This window comes from Martelella lutilitoris (assembly GCF_016598595.1).
Lineage (GTDB): Bacteria > Pseudomonadota > Alphaproteobacteria > Rhizobiales > Rhizobiaceae > Martelella > Martelella lutilitoris_A.
In genome coordinates this window covers 659,813-681,684 of the sequence record NZ_CP066786.1, presented here as the reverse complement: position 1 = coordinate 681,684, position 21,872 = coordinate 659,813, and the positions used below count along the sequence as shown (strand labels likewise).

Sequence of the window (21,872 nt, the reverse complement as noted above, 5' to 3'; positions counted from 1 at the left end):
AACCCTGCCGGCGCCGTCATGATGTGTCTACGCGCCCTTGGCGAGGATCTGGTTCGCCGCCGAGACGATCGCCTCCAGCGATGCCGCAACGATATTGGTGTTGATCCCGGCGCCGAACATGCGGCCGCCGTCATATTTCACCTCGACATAGGCAATCGCCTTTGCGTCCGAGCCGTGGTGGAGCGAGTGTTCTGAATAGTCCTCTACCGTCAGCTTGATACCGAGATAGGCCGACAGCGCATTGACGAAGCCGTCGACCGGGCCGTTGCCCTTCGCATCGATCCGCTTTTTCTCGCCATTGTCGGTGATCTCGGCCGTCACAACGCGCACGCCCTTTTCCGCGCCCTGCGGATAGGTGTGGTGATCGACGAACTTGATGCGGCCGTCCGGCTGGTCGACATAGTGCTCCATGAACACGTCATAGATGCGCTTCGACGGCAGCTCGCGGCCTTCCTCGTCGGTGATCTTCTGGATCAACTCACGGAAGGCCACCTGCAGGCCGCGCGGCATGTTGATGCCGTAGTCGCTCTGCATGATATAGGCGATGCCGCCCTTGCCCGATTGAGAATTGATGCGGATGATCGCCTCATAGGTGCGGCCCACGTCCTGCGGGTCGATCGGCAGGTAGGGCACTTCCCAGACCGGCTTGTTGGCGACCCGGATCGCCTTCATGCCCTTGTTGATCGCATCCTGGTGCGAGCCGGAGAAGGCCGTATAGACCAGTTCGCCGACATAGGGGTGGCGTTCCGGGATCGTCATCTGGTTGGAATATTCGTAGACGTCCTTGATGCGCTCGATCTCGGAACAATCCAGTTCCGGATCAACCCCTTGCGTGAACATGTTGAGCGCCATGGTGACGATATCGACATTGCCGGTGCGCTCGCCATTGCCGAACAGCGTGCCCTCGACGCGGTCGGCGCCGGCGAGCAGGCCCATCTCGGCAGAGGCAATGCCCGTGCCGCGGTCATTATGCGGATGGACCGAGATCAGCAGGTTTTCGCGATTGTCGAGATTGCGGCACATCCATTCGATCTGGTCGGCATAGATGTTGGGCATCGACATTTCGACGGTCGACGGCAGGTTGATGATCAGCTTGTTGTCCGGCGTCGGCTTCACCTCGGCGATCACCGCGTTGCAGACCTCAAGCGCCACTTCCAGCTCCGTCCCGGTAAAGCTCTCCGGCGAATATTCGAAGCGATAGCCGCCGCCGGCCTTTGCCGCCATGTCGGTGATCATCTTGGCCGCGTCGACGGCGATCTGCTTGATGCCGGCGACATCCTTGCCGAACACCACGCGCCGCTGCAGTTCACTTGTCGAATTGTAGAAATGCACGATCGGCCGATGAGCGCCTTCCAGCGCCTCGAAGGTGCGGGTGATCAGTTCCGGGCGGCACTGCACCAGCACCTGCAGAGAGACGTCCTTGCCGACATTGCCGTTTTCCACGCACCAGCGGGCAAAGTCAAAATCCGTCTGCGAGGCTGACGGGAAGCCGATCTCGATTTCCTTGAAGCCCATGTCCAAGAGCAGCTGGAACATGCGCGCCTTGCGGTCATGGCCCATGGGATCGACCAGCGCCTGGTTGCCGTCGCGCAGATCGACGGAGCACCAGATCGGCGCCTTATCGATGCGCTTGCCCGGCCATTGCCGGTCGGAAAGATCGATCTGCGGATAGGGCTGGTACTTGGTGGCGGCCAGCGGCATGCCCTTGGCATTGGTGGAGTGTTTCGCGTCCATTGTGGTCCTCATATCCGGCCCGCCTTCTGCCGCCTTTGAGGCGCAGTCAGGCTTCGGCCATTCTCGTTGTCATAAACTGTTCGGGAATGAAGGAGCGCTTGGTGCCAAGCGGCTTTCCGGCCGCCGGGCGCTCCTCAAAGGACCCGGCAACCGCTGTTAAGGCCGAGAAGAAGGAGCGAGTTTGGCGCGCGCATGACGGCGGCGGCGGCGCTTGCGCCACCCGAAAACCTGCCCTGCCGATATGCGTCCAACGTAATCATGACGATTTCCATAGCGGCAACAGCCGCCGATTGCAATTCAAAAAACGCGTCAGCCCCCGGCATGCCTTTTCTGCGCCAGACGTTTGATGCCGGTGATGGCGAGCCCAGCTGCCAGCCCCCAGAAAGCGCCGGAAATGCCGAAGAAGCCGACGCCGGAGGCGGCAACCAGGAAGGTGATCGCGGCTGCCTCGCGCGCGTCCGGCTGCTTGAAGGCGGCAAGGGCGGCGGCGGCGAAGGCGCCGATCAGGGCAAGGCCCGCAACCGCCTCGATCAGAATCGGCGGCGCAAGCGAAACCAGCGCGACGACCAGCCCGCTCATCAGTCCGAAGACCACATAGCCGATGCCGGCGACGATCGCGGCCCAGTAGCGTCGTTTCGGGTCGGCATGGGCGTCCGGCCCCGCGCACATGGCCGCCGTGATCGCGGCCAGATTGACGCCGTGCCCGCCAAAGGGGGCGGCAACAAGCGAGAACAGGCCGGTCAGCGAGAACATCCGGCCGGCCGAGGGGCGGTATTCGTTGATGGCAAGGATGGCGACTCCGGGAATGTTCTGCGAGGCCATGGTGACGATGAACAGCGGAAGCGCCACGGAGATGGCGGCCTGCAGGCTGAACACCGGCGTAACCCAGACGGGCATCGGCGGCGCCTCGCGCCAGACATTGCCCCAGCTGCCTGCGGGAAGATCAACACCGAAGACCAGAACCAGCACGAAGGCGCCGAGGGCGGCCGGCACGGCAAGAAGCCGGTTGAAGGCGCCGGCAACGACGAAAGCGACGATGATCGGCAGGCCCAGCAGCGGATCGAACTTCACCGCCTCGACCGGCGCGAAGCAGAGCGCAAGCAGCACGCCGGCCAGCATGGCATTGGCAAGCGGCGCGGGAATGGAGGAAATCGCCCGGCCGACCGGCTTCAAAAGGCCGGCGGCAATGATCATCAGATTGGCGATGATAAAAGCGCCGACCGCCTCGGCAAAACCACCCGGCAGCGTTCCCGCCGTTGCCAGGAGCGCCGCCCCCGGCGTCGACCAGGCGATGGAAACCGGCATGCGCGTGATGGCCGAAATAACGATGCCGGCGATACCCATCACGATCGACAGCGCCATGAGCCCGGAGGCCGATTGCGCCGGGCTCGCGCCGATGCCCTCAAGTCCCTGCAGCACGACGGAAAACGAACTGGCAAAGCCGACAAAGGCGACCAGCAGCCCCATGAACAGGCTCTGCGCCGAAAATTCCCTCAGCATGTCCCCTCCGAGCTGCGGCATATGATTGAAGAACTGCAAGCACGAAAAAGCCGGGCGAAGCAAGCCCTTCGCCCGGCCTATCGGTTCTCAATCAATGGCCGAAAATCAGATCTCGTCCTGCGCGGTGACGATCCGCGATACGAGACCGTATTCGATTGCCTCCTGGGCGGAGAGCCAGTAGTCGCGATCGATATCCTTGGCGATCTTTTCCGAGGGCTGGCCGGTGGCGTCGGAGAAGATCTTGATCAGGCGCTCGTTCATCTTGATGATCTCGCGGGCCTGGATCTCGATATCGGACGCCGGACCGCGCGTGCCGCCGGAGGGCTGATGCAGCAGGAAGCGCGTGTTCGGCAGGCAGATGCGCTGCTCGGCAGGCGCTGCCGCATAGATCAGCGCGCCGGCTGAGGCAACCCAGCCCGATCCGATCATGATGACCCTCGGCTTGATGAACTTGATCATGTCGTGGATCGAATCGCCCGATTCCACATGCCCGCCCGGCGAATTCACGAAGACGCGGATGTCGTCATCGGAGACGGCGGCCATGGCTACCAGTTGCGAGCAGACGCGCTGGGCGAGTTCCTGCGTAATCGGGCCGTAGATGAAGATCGACCGCGACTTGAACAGATTGGCTTCCGCCTCCTTGCCCAGGGGCAGTTCGGTCTTCTTGTCGTCTTCTTCGTCGCTCATTCGGCATCTCCAAGGGTAAATGTTCTGTTCCCCGACTTAATGCGAATATCGCGCCAATACAATGTCCCCCGCTTTCCGGCCGCCCAGCAAAACGGTCGAGCGCCTTGAAAGGCCGCCGGGCAGCCCCCACGTCAGTTCGGTCAATACACGATCCGGCCCCTCGGTCCGGCAGCTATCCTTGGTTTTTGCACGGCCCGGCAGAGGCCGGATGCTTGAAGACCATCAATCATTTTAAATCCGAAAAGGCAGAACCATGCGTTACAACCGACTTGGGAATTCCGGCCTGAAAGTATCCGAGCTCTGTCTCGGCACCATGACCTTCGGCGGCAAGGGCTTTTGGACGGCAATCGGCGCGCTCGACCAGGCCGCCTCCGAAGAACTCGTCAAGATGGCGATCGATTCCGGCATCAACTTCATCGATACCGCCAATGTCTATTCCGAGGGGCTTTCGGAGGAGATCACCGGCCAGGCGATCAGGAATCTCGGCATACCGCGCGACGAGGTGGTCATCGCCACCAAGGTGTTCGGCGGCATGGGCGAAGGGCCGAACAGCCGCGGCTCCTCGCGCTACCACATCATGGAACAGGTGAAGGGCAGCCTTTCCCGGCTGCAGACCGACCATATCGACCTCTACCAGCTTCACGGCTTCGACAACACGACCCCCATTGAGGAAACGCTCGAGGCGCTCGACACGCTCGTGCGCCACGGCCATGTGCGCTATGTCGGCGTCTCCAACTGGGCGGCCTGGCAGATCGCCAAGGCGCTCGGCATCTCCGAGCGCAAGGGCCTTGCATCCTTCCAGTCGCTACAGGCCTATTACACCATTGCCGGCCGCGATCTCGAACGCGAGATCGTGCCGATGCTGAAGTCCGAAGGCGTCGGGCTGATGGTCTGGTCGCCGCTTGCCGGCGGGTTCCTCTCCGGCAAATATGACCGCGACAACCAGACGGACGGCGAGGGCCGCCGCGTCAATTTCGATTTTCCACCGGTCGACAAGGAGCGCGGTTTCGCAACAATCGACGTGATGCGGGAGATTGCCGAAGCCAAGGGCGTTTCGGTGGCGCAGATCGCGCTCTCGTGGCTGCTCTACCAGCCCGCGGTCACCAGCGTCATCGTCGGCGCGAAACGGCCGGACCAGCTGAAGGACAATATCGAGGCGACCGACGTGGAGCTGACGGCGGCAGACATGGAACGTCTCGACGCGGTCTCGGCCCTGCCGCGCGAATATCCCGGCTGGATGCTGGAGCGCCAGTCCGGCGGCGAAACCGTTTCGCCGCCGCGCGTGCCGAAATAGGCGCCGGCAAAGGCCTGTCCGGATGCGGGCATCGCCCGCATCCACTCCGCCGCCGATCAATTGATCCGGACGCGCACCCCATGCGGCTTGACGCCTTCCGGCTCCACGTGGATGGCAAGCGTTGAGCCCGGGATCGCCTTCTTGATCGCGCCTTCCAGCCGGTCGCAGATGTCGTGCGCCTCGCCCACAGTCATGTCCTCGCTGACGACGAGATGGAAATCGATGAAGGCGGCGGAGCCCGCGCGGCGGGTCTTCAGGTCGTGGACGTCGGATGACCCGTCGGCATTGTCGTAGATCGCCTTGCGGATCGCGTCCTCCTCGTCGCCCGTCAGGGCCGCATCCATAAGCCCGCCGACCGATTCAGCAATCAGCTGCCAGCCGGCATAGAGAATGTGCGCGGCAACGGCGAGCGCGATCAGCGGGTCAAAGATCGGATAGCCGGTCGCTAGCGCGATGCCGAGACCAATGACGACGCCGACCGAGGTGACGACGTCGGTGCGGATATGCTTGCCGTCGGCCACAAGCGCCGGCGAGCGCATCGACCGCCCGGCCGAAATCAGCACATAGGCCCAGACGCCGTTGATCAGACTTGCGAAGATGTTGACGCCAAGGCCCAGGCCGACGTCGGTCGGCATGGACGGGTCAAACAGTTCGCCGATGGCTTCCTTGAAGATCAGGAGCGCGGCAACGACAATCGCCACGCCTTCGATGACGGCGGAGATATATTCGGCCTTGTGGTGGCCGAACTGGTGATCGTGATCGGCAGGCTTCGCGGCGTAGACGATGGCGATAAAAGCCGCGATCGCGGCCACCACATTGACGATCGATTCGAGCGCATCGGACAGCAGCGCCACGGAACCGGTCAGATGCCAGGCGAGAAGCTTGATCCCGAGCACGAGAAGAGAGAGCGGTATCGTCCAGAATGCCAGTGTCCGCGTCCGGCTTGCGCCGCCGCCTTTTGCCTGCCCACCAGTCATCGGAAATTCCCGTCTTGCTCAACGACAGGCCGGATCAGCCGTCCGGCGCTGTCGATCTGCTACCCCCTCAACGCGACAATGGCAAGACAGACTTCAGCCTGCCGCCTTTTTGTCTCCCAAAGCCTCGCCGGAGCGGTCGACCAGCTTGCCCACTACGTTCTCGATGATCCGCATGCCGGCATCGCCGCCCAGCGTCATGATCGATTCGGGATGGAACTGCACGGCGGCAACCGGTTCATGCGCATGCTCGATGCCCATGACGATGCCGTCATCGGTCTCCGCCGAGATGGCGAATTCGCTCGGCAATTGCACCGCATCGGCGAAGATCGAGTGATAGCGGCCGACGGTGATCTCCTTCGGCAACCCGTCAAACAGACGTCCCGGTTCGAGGATACGGATACGCGACGGCTTGCCATGCATGGGCACAGCGAGTTGCCTGAGCGTGCCGCCATAGGCTTCCGCCAGCGCCTGCAGGCCGAGGCAGACGCCGAAGATCGGCAGGTTTCGGCCGCGCGCCTTCTTGATCGTCCCCTTGCAGTCGAAGTCCTTCGGCATGCCCGGTCCCGGAGACAGGACGACGAGGTCCGGCGCGATCCGGTCGAAGGTCTCGTCCGCCACCGGCGAGCGCACGGTCGCCACTTCCGCGCCCGTCTGGCGGAAGTAATTGGCGAGCGTGTGAACGAAGCTGTCCTCGTGGTCGACGAGCAGGATCTTCAGTCCCGCGCCGATCTTCGACACCGGCCGCGTGGCAGGCGCAAGTTTCTCCGCATCCGCCTCGCGGATCGCGGCAAGCATGGCTGAAGCCTTCAATTCGGTCTCCGCTTCTTCCTCATGGGGATCGGAATCATAAAGCAGGGTGGCGCCGGCGCGCACTTCCGCCGTGCCGTTCTTGACCCGGATCGTGCGCAGCGTCAGGCCGGTATTCATGTCGCCGTTGAAACCGACCATGCCGATGGCGCCGCCATACCAGGCGCGCGGGCTCTTCTCGTGGTTTTCGATGAAGCGCATGGCCCAGAGTTTCGGCGCGCCGGTCACCGTCACCGCCCAGGCATGGCTGAGAAACGCATCGAAAGCGTCCATGTCGGGGCGCAGACGGCCTTCGATATGGTCCACCGTATGAATGAGGCGCGAATACATTTCGATCTGGCGGCGGCCGATGACCTTGACCGAGCCCGGCTCGCAGACCCGGCTCTTGTCGTTGCGGTCGACATCGGAACACATGGTCAGTTCGGATTCGTCCTTCTGCGAGTTAAGCAGTTTCAGGATCTGCTGGCTGTCCGCAATCGGGTCCTCGCCGCGCTTGATCGTGCCGGAGATCGGGCAGGTCTCGATCCGACGGCCTGTGACGCGCACGAACATTTCCGGCGACGCGCCGATCAGATATTCCTGGTTGCCGAGATTGATGAAGAAGGAATAGGGCGACGGGTTGGTCGCCTTCAGCCGCTTGGAGATCGCCGAGGGCTTGCTGGCGCAGCGCTCCATGAACTGCTGACCGGGCACGACCTCGAACAGGTCGCCGCGCACGAAGCTTTCCTTCGCCTTGGTGACGAGTTCGGCATATTCGCCCTTGTGATGGTCGCTGCGGGGCGGCAGGCTATTGGAGGGTCGGAACGGATCGGACGCGATGTCCTCGCCCTTGCCCTCCGTCGTAATCCCGTCCTTCGCAAAGTCGTAACGATCGATCCAGGCCTTGGCAGCATGGTTGTCGACCATCAGCACCTCGTCGGGCAGGAACAGCACCATGTCGCGCTGGTCGGCCGGGCGCTCCAGCTTCAGCTTCACGGCGTCGAACTGGAAGGCAAGGTCGTAGCCGAAGGCGCCGTAGAGCCCGAGGCTCGCATCCTCGTCGGAATGGAAGAGATCGACGATGGCGCGCAGGACCGTAAACACGGTCGGGGCCTTGGAGCGCTCTTCCTCGGTGAACTGACGGTCGGGTTCCGCCACCTGAAGGTCGATCCGGCGGGACGCGCGGCCGATGATCGTCACCGGTTCCAGCGCCTCGACGACCGGCAGTATCAGCGAAAGCAGCGCCTCGCCGCGTCCGTTGAAAGCCTCGATCCACATGGTGCGGCCATTGCAGGAAATGGCGGCCGGCGGATCGATGATGGCGGTGTCCCAGCGCGTATAACGGCCCGGATATTCGTAGTTGGACGAAAAGACCGCGCCGCGGCGCTCGTCCAGCCGGTCGATATAGCTCGATACGGAATCGCCATAGGGCACGAAACGGCGGGTTCGCGTGATCGTCACGCCGCCCTTCGTCTCATAGCTCGCCCCGCCATCCGGCCGTTCATGAAGGCTCATTGTCCCTGCTCCACCTTTTGTGTCGCGAAACGGCATCCCGCGTTTCGCAATTTTCTTCGTTAACCCCGCAAAGGCGGCGACAATACAAAAAAAGCCGCCTCGGTTTGAGGGCGGCTTTGTCAGATCATCCGGACATGCGTGATCGTGGCCGCCTTTAGCGAGCCCACCACCAGTTTGCAATGTTCATGGTCGTGATCATCATGGGCTTTTTCTACCCCAGCTTGGCCTGACTGGCAAGCAGCAAGAAGAGCGACGGCGAATCCGGCTATTCAAGCCTTTTCATAGGCACACGGATGAAAAGCCCATTTCATGCGTATGCGCTTGCCCTCGCGCCCGCGCGGACATAATCCGGGATCAGAAACGCATTGAAAAACAAGCAACAAGGGAGGCAGACATGCCGCAGCCCGCGCAAAGCAGACACTGGTGGAAAGAGGCCGTCGCCTACCAGATCTATCCCCGCTCCTTCGCCGATTCCAATGGCGACGGCATCGGCGACATACCGGGCATCATCGAGAAGCTCGATCATGTGGCGGACCTCGGCATCGACGTCATCTGGCTGTCACCGCATTTCGACAGCCCGAACGCCGACAATGGCTATGACATCCGCGACTATCGCAAGGTGATGGCCGAATTCGGCACCATGGCCGATTTCGACCGCCTGCTCGCCGAGATCAAGAAACGCGGCATGCGGCTGATCATCGACCTCGTGGTCAACCATTCGAGCGACGAGCATGAATGGTTCGTGGAGAGCCGGTCGTCACGCGACAATGACAAGCGCGACTATTACATCTGGCGCGACGGCTCGAAGGGCGTGCCCAACAATTTCGTATCCTATTTCGGCGGCTCGGCCTGGGAAAAGGACGATGCCACCGGCGACTACTACCTGCACTATTTTGCGAAGAAACAGCCGGACCTCAACTGGGACAACGAGAAAGTCCGCACGCAAGTCTATGACCTGATGCGCTTCTGGCTCGACAAGGGCGTCTCGGGTTTCCGCATGGACGTGATCCCGTTCATCTCGAAGAATTTCGCCTTCCCCAACCTGACCGAGGAAGAGATGAAGGATCCGGGCCGGGTCTATGCCTCCGGGCCGCGTCTGCACGAATACCTGCAGGAAATGAACCGCGAAGTGCTGTCGCATTATGACTGCATGACGGTTGGCGAGGCTGCCGGCGTTTCCGACGCGCAAACACCGCTCTTCGTCGATGAGGCCCGCAACGAACTCAACATGATCTTCAACTTCGCCGTCGTCATGCTCGACCGCGACGGCTGGCGCTGGAAGCCGCGCAAGCTCACCGACATGAAGGCCACCTTCGATCGGCTCGACAAGGCCGTCGGCATGACGGGGTGGAACACCGTCTTTCTCGGCAATCACGACCAGCCGCGCGCCGTCAGCCATTTCGGAGACCCCGCCCCGGAATACCGCGTGCTCTCGGCCAAGGCGCTGGCAACGATGATGCTGACCATGCGCGGCACGCCCTTCATCTACCAGGGCGAGGAGATCGGCATGGTCAACTATCCCTTCACCGATCTCGACCAGTTCGACGATATCGAGGTGCGGGGCCTCAGGCAGGACCATGTCGAGACCGGCAGGGTCAGCGCCGGGGAGCTTCTTGAGAACCTCAACAGGGTGAGCCGCGACCATGCCCGCACGCCGATGCAATGGGATGCTTCAACGAATGCCGGCTTCACCACGGCGCAAAAGCCCTGGCTTGCGGTCAATCCGAATTACTTGGAGATCAACGCCGCGGCCGCGCGGGCGGATCAAGGCTCAGTCTACCATCATTACCGGCGGCTGATTGCGCTGCGCCATGAAACGCCTGCGCTCGTCTACGGCACCTATGAAGATCTTGCGCCCGATCACGAGACGGTCTTCGCCTTCGAGCGCAGGCTTGATGACGCCCGTCTGGTCACGGCCATCAACTTCTCGCGCGAACCGGTGACCTGGCGTCATGCGGCGCTGAAGGGGGCGTCCGGTCTCGTCAGCAACGATGAGGATCGTGGCGCGGCTATCGCCGATGACGCGCTGACGCTTCTGCCCTGGGGGGCAGTGGTGCTCAAGCCCGCGACCTGACGGGGAGCGGACAAAAATGCCGGCGGCGCCCGCCGGGTGCCCTCCCTTCTCGGCCTCGCAACCCTTGACGTTCCGCCCGTTCCGGGGCCTTCTCACCCTGCGCGGAAATGTTTCGACAGTTTCAGGCCCTGGGCCTGGTAGTTCGAGCCGAGACCGGAACCGTAGAGCGCCGTCGGCGGATCCATCATGCGCTCGTAAACCAGGCGGCCGACGATCTGGCCGTGTTCCAGGATGAAGGGCACCTCGTGGCTTCTGACCTCGAGCACCGCGCGCGCGCCCCTGCCGCCGGCCTCCGCATGGCCGAAACCCGGATCGAAAAAACCCGCATAGTGGACGCGGAATTCGCCGACCAGCGGGTCGAACGGCGTCATCTCGGCGGCGAAAAGCGGCGGCACGTGCACGGCCTCGCGCGAGACAAGAATATAGAACTCGTCCGGGTCGAGGATCAGTTCGCCCTTGCCGCGTCCCTGGATCGGCTCCCAGTAATCAAGAATGTCGTAGCCGGCCTTGCGGTCGACATCGATGACCCCGGTATGGTGCTTGCCGCGATAGCCGACCAGCCCCTCGCCTTCGAGATCGATCGACAACGCAATGCCGCCGTCGGAAATATTGGGCATGTCGCTGGCAACCAGCGTTTCGGCGCGATGCAGCGCCATCAGCGCGTCTTCGGCGAGCACCGAATGCCCGGAGCGAAAGCGGATCTGCGAGAGACGCGAGCCCTGGCGCACGATCACCGGAAAGGTGCGCGGCGAGATTTCCAGATAGAGCGGTCCCCGATAGCCCGAAGGAATGACATCGAACTCCTGCGCGAAATCCGGGATCACGCGGGTGAAGATATCGAGCCTGCCGGTCGAGCTTTTCGGGTTGGTTGAGGCGGAGAGATGCTCCGGCAGGGCGAGCCCCTCCATCAGTTCGACGATATAGACGCAGCCCGTTTCAAGAACCGCGCCCTGCGAGAGGTCGATCTCGTGCATGGAAAGCCGCGAAAGCTTGTCGGCAACGCTGTGGCGCGGACCGGGCAGGAAACTGGCGCGCACCCGGTAGGCTTTTGCGCCAAGGCGCAAGTCGAGGCTTGCGGGCTGGACCTGGTCGTGATCCAGCGGCTTCATCGTGGTCAGATTTTTCTGCTCGAGCAGTGCGGCAATGGCGTGATCGGGCAGGATTCCGGGCGTCTTGGACATGTTTTGCTCCTGTTGGCCGACAAAACCAATCTTTCAGAATTGACGCAAGCGCTTATAGGGATTATGCCGCCTTATCCCTGTGGTGATTTGGCCGGTCGGCTTGCAGCCACGTTAAACAAGTAGCTAAAAGGCCGGGTAACCGGTCCCTTCGCGACCGGTTTTTTTGTTTGGAGAGATGAAATGAAGAAGTCCTGGCGTCCGCAAACCAAGCTCGTTCATGCAGGAAGCCTGCGGTCGCAGTATGGCGAGATGTCCGAAGGCATCTTCATGACGCAAGGCTTCCTCTACGAGAATTCGGCCGCCGCCGAGGCCCGTTTCAAGGGCGAGGACGACGGTTTCATCTATGCCCGCTACGGCAGCCCCACCAATGACATGTTCGAAAAGCGTATGTGCGCGCTCGAGGGAGCGGAGGACGCCCGCGCCACGGCCTCCGGCATGGCTGCCGTTTCCGCCGCCATCCTCTGCCAGCTGAAGGCCGGCGACCATATCGTCGCCGGCCGCGCGCTCTTCGGCTCCTGCCGCTGGGTCGTGGAAACGCTCGCGCCGAAATACGGCATCGACTGCACGCTCGTTGACGGGCGCGACCTCGCCGCCTTCGAGGCCGCCATCCGTCCGAACACAAAGCTGTTCTTCATCGAGAGCCCGACCAATCCGACGCTGGAAGTGGTCGACATCGCCGGCGTTGCCGATCTCGCGCACCAGGCCGGCGCCCGCCTCGTCGTCGACAATGTCTTCGCCACCGCGCTTTACCAGAAGCCGCTGGAACTCGGCGCCGATGTTGTCGTCTATTCGGCGACCAAGCATATTGACGGACAGGGCCGGTGCCTCGGCGGGGTCATCCTGTCGTCGAAAAAGTGGATCGAGGAGGAACTGCAGGACTACTTCCGCCATACCGGCCCTGCCCTTTCGCCCTTCAATGCCTGGCTGTTGATGAAGGGGCTGGAGACCTTCCCGCTGCGCGTTCGCCAGCAGACGGAAAGCGCCGGAAAGATCGCGGATTTCCTCGCCGACCAGAAACAGGTCGCCCGCGTGATCTATCCCGGCCGCGCAGACCACCCCCAGGCCGACATCATCAGCAAGCAGATGACGGCGGGGTCATCGCTCATCGCCTTCGAACTGAAGGGCGGCAAGGATGCGGCCTTTGCGCTGCAGGATGCACTCGAAATCGTCTCGATTTCCAACAATCTCGGCGATGCCAAGAGCCTGATCACCCACCCGGCGACGACGACGCACAAGAACCTCTCCGACGAGGCGCGCGCCGAGCTCGGCATTTCCGGCGGCACGATCCGGTTTTCCGCCGGCATCGAGGATACCGACGACCTGGTCGACGATTTTGCCCAGGCCCTTGCAAAACTGCCGGCATAAGCGCCAGAATTGCAGACCGGCCGGAGGCGAAAGGTCCCGGCGGAGAGGCCAGCGGGAGCCCGCTTTTGCAAAGCGTGACGACGGACGAGATCGAGGTCAGGGTGGAAACCCGCTTTCTGGACGAACATTCCGCTCCGGCGGAGAACCAGTTCGTCTGGGCCTATGACATCGAGATCGTCAATCACGGCGCGGTCGATGTCCAGATCGTCGCCCGTCACTGGACCATCACCAATGCCGATGGCGTCGTCGAAATCGTCAACGGGCCCGGCGTTGCCGGCAAGCAGCCGGTTCTGGCCAGCGGCGAACGGTTCTCCTACCAGTCGGCCGCCCCGCTCGACACCGCGTCCGGCATCATGGTCGGCCATTATGTGGCCCGCACCGGCGACAACCGCCTGCTGCAGGTGGCCATTCCGCCCTTCTCGCTTGATTCCCCCTATGAGGACCGCTCCCGTCATTGAGGACGGCGGGAAGAAGCCGCCCTCCCCGCTCAAGGAAAGGGCGGCGTATGAAAGCCATTCGGCAGGTGCCTGGATTACTCGCGCGTCATGACATCCTCGACATCGGCGCCGCCATATTCCTGCAGCTCGATATCGTGCTGTTCGCGGCGGAAGCGGTCGAAAATGTCCTGCGAGATCCGTCCGCGCACCGCCATCAGGAAGACGGCAAGCGAGAACAGGGCCGCCACGATCGAATCGACCGGATGCGGAATGACGCCGAGCCCGCCGCCATAACCGCCGAGATAGGAGATGATAGCGACGCCGGCCATGTAGACCCCGAACCACGCGGCGCTCGTCGGTTCCAGATCCTCCCGGCCGATCACCGCCAGGCGCAGGAAAAACAGCGCCGCGCCGATGAACAGCAACACAAGCAGAACCCAGATCGTGCTCCAGCCCGACCAGTAGATCATCAGCGTGGCGATCATGAAGGCAAGCGCCCCAATGACGCCGGCCGCAGGCACCACGAAGGGACGGCGGGCATTCGGCGCGAGATAGCGGAAGGCCACCATGGACACCGGGCCGGCGATGAAGGACAGCACCACCGCCGCGCTGTTGAGCGCCAGGATTTGCTGGAAGGGCAGGATGATCAGCATCAAAAGCGCGACCACATAGTTGAGGATCAGGCCCCAGAGCGGCACGCCGTATTCGTTCAGCTTGGCGAACAGGCGCGGGAACACGCCGTTGTTCGACATGGCAAGCGCCAGGCGGGCATTCGAACTGACCGAGACGAGCCCGCTGCCGGCCGGCGAGATCACGGCGGCGACATTCAGCATGCTGAGCAGCCACAAGACGCCGATGGAGGTAGCAAGCGCGCCGAGCGGACCGAGTTCATGACTGGATTCGATCGTGTGCCAGCCGTTGGCAAGCGAGGTCGGGTCGATGGCGCCGACAAAGGCGATCTGCAGGCCGAGATAAATCGCAAGGCAGATCAGGACGGAGAGGATCAGCGCGAGCGGGATCACCCGCTGCGCGTTCTTCACCTCGCCCGCAAGGTCGATGGCGTGACGGAAGCCGATGAAGGCGAAAACCACGCCGCCTGTCGAAACGGCTGCGAAGATGCCGGGAACGCCATAGGGCGCGAAGCCGCCGGCGGCGGTGAAGTTTGACGGTTCGAACCGCGCGGCGACCACGACGACGATGAAGATCACCGGCACGATCAGCTTGAACCAGGTCATCGTCGTGTTGATGCGGGCGAACCAGGCAACGCCGAACACGTTCACCACCGTGAGCACGGCAAGGAAGATCGCGGCCGCGATGTAGCCCGAAAAGGTCAGGCCGCCAGTGGCGTTGGTCAGCCACGGAAGATAGGACGAGGCATAGCCGAGAGAGGCCTTCACCTCGATCGGCGCCGTCGTGCAGTATCCGACCCACGCGCTCCACCCCATGGCCAGCGCCAGAAGCCGGCCGTGGGAGAACTGCGGAATACGGGCGATACCGCCCGCGATCGGAAAGAGCGTGGAATTTTCCGCATAGGTCAGGGCGATCAGCAGCATCGCCACTGCCCCGATCAACCATGAGATAATGGAGGCCGGTCCCGCCAGTTGCGCCGTATCGAGCGGCGCAAAGAGCCATCCCGATCCCAAAACGCCGCCCACGGCGACAAACGTCAGGCCGATCAGGCCGATTTCGCGTCGCATTGCCATTTTTTATGTTCCCCTAGCTGAACGCGCTTCACTGAATGCAGCCGGCCACCCCTGCTGGCACACCGCAGCGAATGTATTTACTCACAATCTTAAGTATTCATGCGCACGCCGTTTCAAGTCAATCGCTTTGCGCGCCGTTCCGTTAGTTTCTGGCGCTGACGTGAAGGCGCGGATCAACCCGTATGAAAGAGAGAATTCTCCTCCATTGCGATAAAAGAATGACCACACATTCTCAGCCGTTGTTCGCCCTGATGCGAACGAGGTCCTCCACGGGACGGAAACTGTCGGAACTTGCCGCGCGCCACCAGTCGGCATAGATCGTCGAGTCCGGATCCGACAACAACACGCCTTCGGCGAGGAAAGGATGAAGCTTGTCGAGCGGCACGGAATCATGCGAGCCGACGCGGTGCATGATGTGGTGCGGCTGAAGATCCTGGGGATGGACAAAGCCGCAGGCGGCAACGATATCGGCCAGCGCCTCGAGCGTCTTCTTGTGGAACCGGGCGGCGTGGTGCCCCTGTTCCTCCGGCACGAGCGCGCGCTGGCGCCACTTGTCCTGGGTGGTCACGCCGGTAGGACAGGTGCCGGTGTGACAGCGCTGGGCCTGGATGCAGCCGACGGACATCATGAAGGCGCGCGCGGCGTTGCACCAGTCCGCGCCAAGGGCGAGGTTGTGGGCGAGCCCCATGCCGGAGAACACCTTGCCGCTGGCGGCAAGCCGCACATGTTTCTTGACGCCCGCGCCGACGAGCGCGTTGCGCATCAGCACCAGCCCGTCCCAGAGCGGCATGCCGACCCAGTCGGCAAGTTCCAGCGGCGCGGCGCCCGTGCCGCCCTCCGCGCCGTCGATGACGATGAAGTCGGGATAGATGCCGGTCGTCAGCATCGCCTTGACCAGCGCGAAGGGCTCGTGCGGCTGGCCCACGCAGAACTTGATGCCAACCGGCTTGCCGCCGGAGAGCTCGCGCATTGTGGCGGCAAAATGCAGCATCTGCGCCGGCGTCGAAAAGGCGGAATGACCACGCGGCGACAGACAGTTCTGATAGACCGGAACACCGCGAACCTCGGCGATTTCGGGCGTCACTTTGGAGCCCAGAAGCATGCCGCCATGCCCGGGCTTGGCGCCCTGGCTGACCTTGATCTCGGTCATCTTCACCGCGTCGTTCGCCGCCTTGTCGCGGAACATTTCCGGATCGAACCGGCCGTCCTTGTCGCGCGCGCCGAAATAGCCCGAACCGATCTCCCAGACGAGATCGCCGCCATGCTCCAGGTGATGACGGCTCAGACCGCCCTCGCCGGTATCCTGATAAAAGCCGCCGTCGCGCGCGCCGATGTTCATCGCCTTGACGGCATTGGCCGACAGCGCGCCGAAACTCATCGCCGAGATGTTGAGGATCGAGGCCGAATAAGGCTTCGACGCCTGCGCATTGCCGACCATGATGCGCGGTGAGAGGTCCGGATTGCGCTCCGGCGCCATGGAATGGGAAATCCAGTGATGCGGATCGGAATAGAGCTCGAGTTCCGTCCCGAAGGGAATGGTATCGGGAAGCCCGTGCGAGCGCGTCTTGATCAGTTCGCGCGCCGCATAGGAATAGGGCGTCCCATGGGTATCGTCCTCAACCGCATAGGCGCGGATGAAGGGACGCAGCGAAAGAGCCATCCAGCGGATGCGACCCAATACGGGATAGTTGCGGGTAATTGTCCATGACGACTGGAACCAGTCATAAGCCGAGACCGCCAGAGCCGGAACCGTGAACAAGAGGATCCAGAACCATCCCGTCGCGAGCGCCACAACCGTGAAGAAAGCGGCCGCGATCGGCACGATGCACCGCAAAAGCATGTCAACCATCGAGACTTCCCCCTTTTCCTTATGTCATGCGCTAGCAGAACGCTTACGTTATGGCTAGCCGGTCTCTGCAATTTCAGGTGTTGTCTCAAGGCGGGTTCGGCAGGTCGATCGGAGCGTCCCAGAGCGCCGTGCGTCCATTCGGACGCACAAAGGACGCTCTTACCTATGGAATCTACGCATCGTGCTTTCCGAAAAGCGATTCCGGTTTTCGGGCCGATGCGCTAGCGCTCCCAGGGCTTTTTCCTGCGCGGCGCTAGGGGCTTCATCGGATGGCTGGCGTAGAGGGTCGGCTTGCCGAGCGCCTGGGCCACGATGCGGTAGGCGCGGCGATAATTGAGCAGGCCGCCGATGAAGAACAATCCGCTTCCGACGAGATACTGCCAGGCGAGAAAACCGTCGATCCTGACCTCGTCGGCAGGGCTCGAAACCTCCCAGAGATAGGGGATCGAGGCGACGGCAAAGAGTGTCGATCCGACGACGAAGGCGACCGCGGTCAGGTTCATCATCTGAAGCGTCACGAGATCGTCGGCCTGGACGATCTGGATGACGTTGATGACCGCGCCGACGACGAACAGAACACTGCCGATGATGAAACACCAGGCGCCGGCCGTTTCCCAGCCGACGGACGACAGGAAGAAGATGCTGCCGGCGACGAAAAGCAGCGTGCCGGCGACATAGGTCCACGCCGCCCAGAACTCCAGGCGGTCCCAAAGCGTGGCAATGCTCTCGCGCTCGCGGGCATGAATGAACACCTCGATCAGGTCGTGACCGGTGACCAGGAGATAGAGCAGCGAACCGAAAAAGAAGGTCCAGGCGCCGAGATCGACGTAGGCGGAAAGCGCCGGGAAGAAACAGATACTGCCGAAGATGAACACCAGCCCGCCCAGTTGATAGGCGGCGGCATTGATGGTCTCCCAGCGGAAGTTCTTTCTGTTGTCGGGATCGTCAGCGACAAAATCATGAATACGCGGTCGGTTGACGAACATATGCGGCATGGCGGACCGGGCTCCCTCTTTCGCCGCCGATCATGGCCCCGGCGCAGGCCCAGGAACAACCCCCGGGATGCAAAAACCCTGAAAAGCGGGAAGACAGGCCGCCGCAGTTGCGTTGACAAAGCTTGCCTCACGCCCCGCCGTCATGCTCGGGCCTGTCCCGAGCAACCAAGCACGACTCAACGCGAAAAGCCTCTCGGGCGGGAAATGACTTCAATATGTTATGAAACCCGGCGCTGCCCCTGCACAACGGTAGCCAGCTCCTCTGCACAGGGCCAAGGACGCCCGTAAAAAGGAGAGGTTTGCAAGCGAAGCGAGGCGGCGGGAAAAATCCGCCGCCGAATTCTCTCTGCTACAGCTTCAGCGATAGACAATCCCGCCATCGGTCAGAAATGACTGACCAGTAATGTAGTCGGAGTCACTGCTTGCAAAGAAAGCGACCAGCGCCGCAACATCTTCAGGCGTCTGCGCGCGTCCAAGCGCAATGCCATCGACATATTTCTTATAGGTTTCGCCCTTGGGCGCGCCGGTAAGCTCCGAAAAGCGCTCGTCGATCTCGACCCACATGTCGGTGCCCACAATACCCGGGCAATAGGCATTCACCGTGATGCCCTGGCTTGCATATTCCTTGGCGGCGGCCTGCGTCAGAGCCCGAACAGCGAACTTCGTTGCGGAATATATGCCAAGCATTTCAAATCCATCATGTCCCGCAATGGAAGAGGCATTGACGATCTTGCCCTTCTGGCCGCGCGCGATGAATTTCTTCGCTGCCGCCTGAATACCCCAGAGCACGCCGTCAACATTGATGCGGAAGATGCGGTCCGTGTCTTCCGGCGTGACATCGGCGAGCGGCTTCACTTGAGCGATGCCGGCGTTGTTGACCATCACATCAAAGCCACCCAGCTTTTGCTCGGCATGATCAATGGCGGCATAGACCTGGTCGCGCTTGCTCACATCGGCTTCAAACGTTGTGGCCTTCACCCCGAGCGCTTCGACCTCGGACTTGACCGCTGCAAGCTTCTCGGCCTGAATGTCGACCAGAGCGATATCCGCGCCATCCGCTGCCAGACGCAACGCGATACCGCGCCCGATACCCTGACTTGATCCCGTGACCAACGCGACTTTACCTTTGAGGGACATGATAACCTTCCTTTGCATTCTGCGGCATGACAGTGAGAAACTGGTCACACGCATGGTTCGGTTCCTGCTTCCGCACACGAGAGCAGAACGGCGTTCCCCAAAAGCCCGCCGGTTCTGCGCGCCGGCTTGGTTTACTCACTTGATTAGTGAGCCACTTTTCCATGTGGTAACGCATAGGCGGAATTGCGATACCGCGTTTGATTTTCGAGAGGTGTTTTCTCCAGATCGGAGCTTTCCACTGTCGCAACTCAACGAATAATATCGGTATGAGATTTAAGTGAGCCGGAGCTTATGGCCAAGAAGACAACGCTAAACGCGAAGAACCTGGAAGCGCTCGGCGCAAAGCGGCTGGCGGAGCTCTTGATCGAAATCTCGACCGGAAGCGCTGCCCATAAACGGCGGTTGCGCCTGGAACTTGCAGGCGAACAGAGCAGTGGCGAGATGGCCCGGGAGATCCGCAAGCACCTCACCCGCTTACAGCGCGCCCGCAGCTTCATAGACTGGAGGAAGGTCAAGAAGCTGAAAGCGGACCTCGAGACCCAACGTTCGGCAATCATCGAGAAGCTTGAACCTCAAGACCCTGATGAGGCGCTGGAGCTGATCTGGCGCTTTCTGCACCTGGCCGACTCCATCTTTGCACGCTCGGATGATGGCAGCGGTTCGCTCGTCGAGAGCTTTCATCTCGCCTGTGTTGATGCCGGGCGCATCGCAAAGGCATCGGAAACGTCGCCCGAAACATTGGCGGAAAAGGTATTTCAGGCGCTGCGCGACAACGGCTACGGTCAATATGATCCGCTGATCGAGGCAATGCTACCGGCGCTCGGCGCCGACGGACTCGCACGCCTGAAAGAACTTTCCACTCAATGGCTCGACGAAACCGTACAGGAAAAGCCCAGGCGCGAAGGCCGGATCATCGGCATGAGCCAGAACGGGCCACTTTACGAGGATGAGGTCTATAGCCGTCACGATGATCTGTCCGCCCGCATCGCGCTGGAAGTCATTGCCGACGCCGAGGGCGACGTCGATGCCTATATCGCGCTGCAGACCGAAGAAGCCATGCGCTCGCCGATGATCGCCGCGAAGATAGCGGAACGGCTGCTTGAAGCCGGCAGAGCCGGAGAAGCGCTGACGCGGCTCGACCAGGCTGCACCGAAGAAAGACCGGCTTTTGCCGGTTCTGGAATGGGAACGTGCACGCGCCGATGCGCTTGAGGCACTGGGCCGCGCAGACGAGGCGCAGGACTTCAGATGGCAGTGTTTTGAAGCATCGCTCGAACAGCAGCATCTCCAAGACTATCTGAAACGCTTGCCCGATTTTGACGACATCGAGGCAGAAGAAAAAGCGATGTCCTGGGTCGCGACGTATCCGAACGTGCATCAAGCCCTGCTGTTTTTTATGGAATGGCCGGCGCTTCGCGAAGCCAATGCACTAATCCTCGACCGTAGTGGTGAAATCGACGGCAATTATTACGAACTTCTGACACCGGCCAGCGAAACCCTGAAGGAAAAATACCCGCTTGCGGCGACATTGCTGCTCAGAGCCATGATCGACTTCAGCCTGAACAGCGCCCGTTCCAGCCGCTACAAGCACGCGGCCAGACATCTGATCGAGTGCGAAGCACTTGCGGTGCATATTGACGGTTTCGGATCAGCTGACTCACACCATAGCTATCTGACAAAGCTGCAACGCGACCACGGCAGAAAAACAGGCTTTTGGGCAGCCGTGGAGCGACTTTATTGATTCTGTCTCTGCGAAAAATGCTCATCAGGCATCTCATCAGCCTCAAGGAAGCGCCCTGGCCGTGGCCCTCGCTCGTGCCCGGCTAAAACCGAGCACTCCTGGGCGCATCAAACGGCGCAAAAAAGCCGCAACGCACATCATTAATCTTTATATTGAAAAACTGGCGGAGAGGGGGGGATTCGAACCCCCGATACGGTTGCCCGTATGCCGCATTTCGAGTGCGGTGCATTCGACCACTCTGCCACCTCTCCAGGAACCATGTGGTCTGCGCTCTTGGCGCGGGGTGTCTCTTAGCTGGCAAAGGGCGTTCTTGCAAGAGCATGGCGCAAGCTTTTTTGCGGTGATTTATTGACTTTGCGGCGGCTTCATCGTAAGCACCCTGCCGGATGCGTGTGTCCTGCGGCATGCGCGAAATTCTCCCGCAAGGGAGACTTCACCGGCAGACCGGGTTTGACAAGAATTTTTCTTTGCAACTCCCTGCTTTAACCAGGCTGATAAAAAGACGGCCGTTCTCTTTCAAGCCAAAGAGAGCAGAGCCGGATTGAGAACATGAAAGGTAAAAAAATGTTCGCAGTCATCAAGACCGGCGGTAAGCAGTACCGCGTGAATGCCGAAGACACGCTGCGCATCGAAAAGCTCGATGCCGAAGCAGGCGCTACGGTTGAGTTTTCCGACGTTCTCGTTGTCGGCGAAGGCGCTGACGCCAAGATCGGCGCTCCCTTCGTCAAGGGCGCCGTCGTCAAGGCGGAAGTCGTCGAGCAGACCCGTAACCGCAAGGTTATCGCCTTCAAGAAGCGTCGTCGTCAGAACTCCAAGCGTTCGCGCGGTCATCGCCAGCACGTCACGGTCGTGAAGATCACCGACATCGTCGCCGGTTGATCTGAAAGCAGAAGTTTCG

The 21,872-nt window shown here is 61.6% G+C and carries 16 protein-coding genes, 1 tRNA gene and 1 riboswitch; of the genes, 6 read left to right on the top strand and 11 right to left on the bottom strand.

From position 1 onward, the window contains the following. Positions 1-27: 27 nt before the first annotated feature. From leuA to JET14_RS03155, 3 genes are all read right to left on the bottom strand, one after another. Positions 28-1,734, bottom strand: a complete 1,707-nt coding sequence (gene leuA / locus JET14_RS03165; protein WP_200336766.1) for a 2-isopropylmalate synthase — start codon at positions 1,732-1,734, stop codon at positions 28-30. Between the two features lie 309 nt (positions 1,735-2,043). Further along, positions 2,044-3,234: a benzoate/H(+) symporter BenE family transporter gene (locus tag JET14_RS03160; protein ID WP_200336765.1), complete on the bottom strand. Its 1,191-nt coding sequence runs from the start codon at positions 3,232-3,234 to the stop codon at positions 2,044-2,046. A 105-nt stretch (positions 3,235-3,339) separates the two neighbouring features. Next, positions 3,340-3,921, bottom strand: coding sequence for an ATP-dependent Clp protease proteolytic subunit (locus JET14_RS03155; RefSeq protein WP_200336764.1), 582 nt, complete (start codon positions 3,919-3,921; stop codon positions 3,340-3,342). Positions 3,922-4,174: 253 nt separating this feature from the next. Here JET14_RS03155 and JET14_RS03150 point away from each other — a divergent pair, with 253 nt between their 5' ends. Then, positions 4,175-5,215: an aldo/keto reductase gene (locus tag JET14_RS03150; protein WP_200336763.1), complete on the top strand. Its 1,041-nt coding sequence runs from the start codon at positions 4,175-4,177 to the stop codon at positions 5,213-5,215. A gap of 56 nt (positions 5,216-5,271) precedes the next feature. On the opposite strand, the gene JET14_RS03145 is transcribed toward JET14_RS03150, so the two are convergent. Together JET14_RS03145 and JET14_RS03140 are read right to left on the bottom strand one after the other, a co-directional pair. Continuing rightward, entirely contained in the window at positions 5,272-6,192 is a 921-nt protein-coding gene (locus JET14_RS03145; RefSeq protein ID WP_200336762.1) for a cation diffusion facilitator family transporter, read from the bottom strand. Between the two features lie 93 nt (positions 6,193-6,285). Further along, positions 6,286-8,493 carry an anthranilate synthase gene (locus JET14_RS03140; protein ID WP_200336761.1) on the bottom strand — a complete coding sequence of 736 codons (2,208 nt, stop codon included), beginning with the start codon at positions 8,491-8,493 and terminating at the stop codon, positions 6,286-6,288. A gap of 394 nt (positions 8,494-8,887) precedes the next feature. Between JET14_RS03140 and JET14_RS03135 the strand changes: the two genes are divergently transcribed. Further along, a complete protein-coding gene (locus JET14_RS03135; protein ID WP_200336760.1) occupies positions 8,888-10,567 on the top strand; it encodes an alpha-glucosidase in 1,680 nt (559 codons plus the stop codon). Positions 10,568-10,659: 92 nt separating this feature from the next. Here JET14_RS03135 and JET14_RS03130 read toward each other — a convergent pair whose 3' ends face one another. Next, a complete protein-coding gene (locus JET14_RS03130) occupies positions 10,660-11,748 on the bottom strand; it encodes a 2'-deoxycytidine 5'-triphosphate deaminase (RefSeq protein ID WP_200336759.1) in 1,089 nt (362 codons plus the stop codon). Positions 11,749-11,817: 69 nt separating this feature from the next. Continuing rightward, positions 11,818-11,895: riboswitch (SAM riboswitch) on the top strand. A gap of 33 nt (positions 11,896-11,928) precedes the next feature. Here JET14_RS03130 and JET14_RS03125 point away from each other — a divergent pair. Together JET14_RS03125 and apaG are read left to right on the top strand one after the other, a co-directional pair. Further along, positions 11,929-13,113, top strand: a complete 1,185-nt coding sequence (locus tag JET14_RS03125; protein ID WP_200336758.1) for an O-succinylhomoserine sulfhydrylase — start codon at positions 11,929-11,931, stop codon at positions 13,111-13,113. Between the two features lie 74 nt (positions 13,114-13,187). Continuing rightward, positions 13,188-13,571: a Co2+/Mg2+ efflux protein ApaG gene (apaG, locus tag JET14_RS03120; protein ID WP_246750603.1), complete on the top strand. Its 384-nt coding sequence runs from the start codon at positions 13,188-13,190 to the stop codon at positions 13,569-13,571. Positions 13,572-13,645: 74 nt separating this feature from the next. Here the strand turns inward: apaG and JET14_RS03115 are convergent, their stop codons facing one another. From JET14_RS03115 to JET14_RS03100, 4 genes are all read right to left on the bottom strand, one after another. Beyond that, positions 13,646-15,253 carry an APC family permease gene (locus JET14_RS03115; protein ID WP_200336756.1) on the bottom strand — a complete coding sequence of 536 codons (1,608 nt, stop codon included), beginning with the start codon at positions 15,251-15,253 and terminating at the stop codon, positions 13,646-13,648. Between the two features lie 232 nt (positions 15,254-15,485). Next, complete coding sequence (locus JET14_RS03110; protein WP_200336755.1) at positions 15,486-17,102, bottom strand: FMN-binding glutamate synthase family protein; 1,617 nt, start codon at positions 17,100-17,102, stop codon at positions 15,486-15,488. Positions 17,103-17,323: 221 nt separating this feature from the next. After that, positions 17,324-18,097, bottom strand: a complete 774-nt coding sequence (locus tag JET14_RS03105; RefSeq protein WP_200336754.1) for a YrhK family protein — start codon at positions 18,095-18,097, stop codon at positions 17,324-17,326. A gap of 357 nt (positions 18,098-18,454) precedes the next feature. Further along, on the bottom strand, positions 18,455-19,234 hold the full coding sequence (locus JET14_RS03100; RefSeq protein WP_200336753.1) for an acetoin reductase: 780 nt from the start codon (positions 19,232-19,234) through the stop codon (positions 18,455-18,457). Between the two features lie 291 nt (positions 19,235-19,525). Between JET14_RS03100 and JET14_RS03095 the strand changes: the two genes are divergently transcribed. Further along, positions 19,526-20,974, top strand: a complete 1,449-nt coding sequence (locus JET14_RS03095; protein WP_200336752.1) for a DUF6880 family protein — start codon at positions 19,526-19,528, stop codon at positions 20,972-20,974. Between the two features lie 161 nt (positions 20,975-21,135). Here the strand turns inward: JET14_RS03095 and JET14_RS03090 are convergent. Further along, positions 21,136-21,225, bottom strand: a tRNA-Ser gene (locus tag JET14_RS03090). Positions 21,226-21,538: 313 nt separating this feature from the next. Here JET14_RS03090 and rplU point away from each other — a divergent pair. Then, entirely contained in the window at positions 21,539-21,853 is a 315-nt protein-coding gene (gene rplU, locus JET14_RS03085) for a 50S ribosomal protein L21 (protein WP_024706187.1), read from the top strand. The last annotated feature ends 19 nt before the right edge of the window (positions 21,854-21,872 follow it).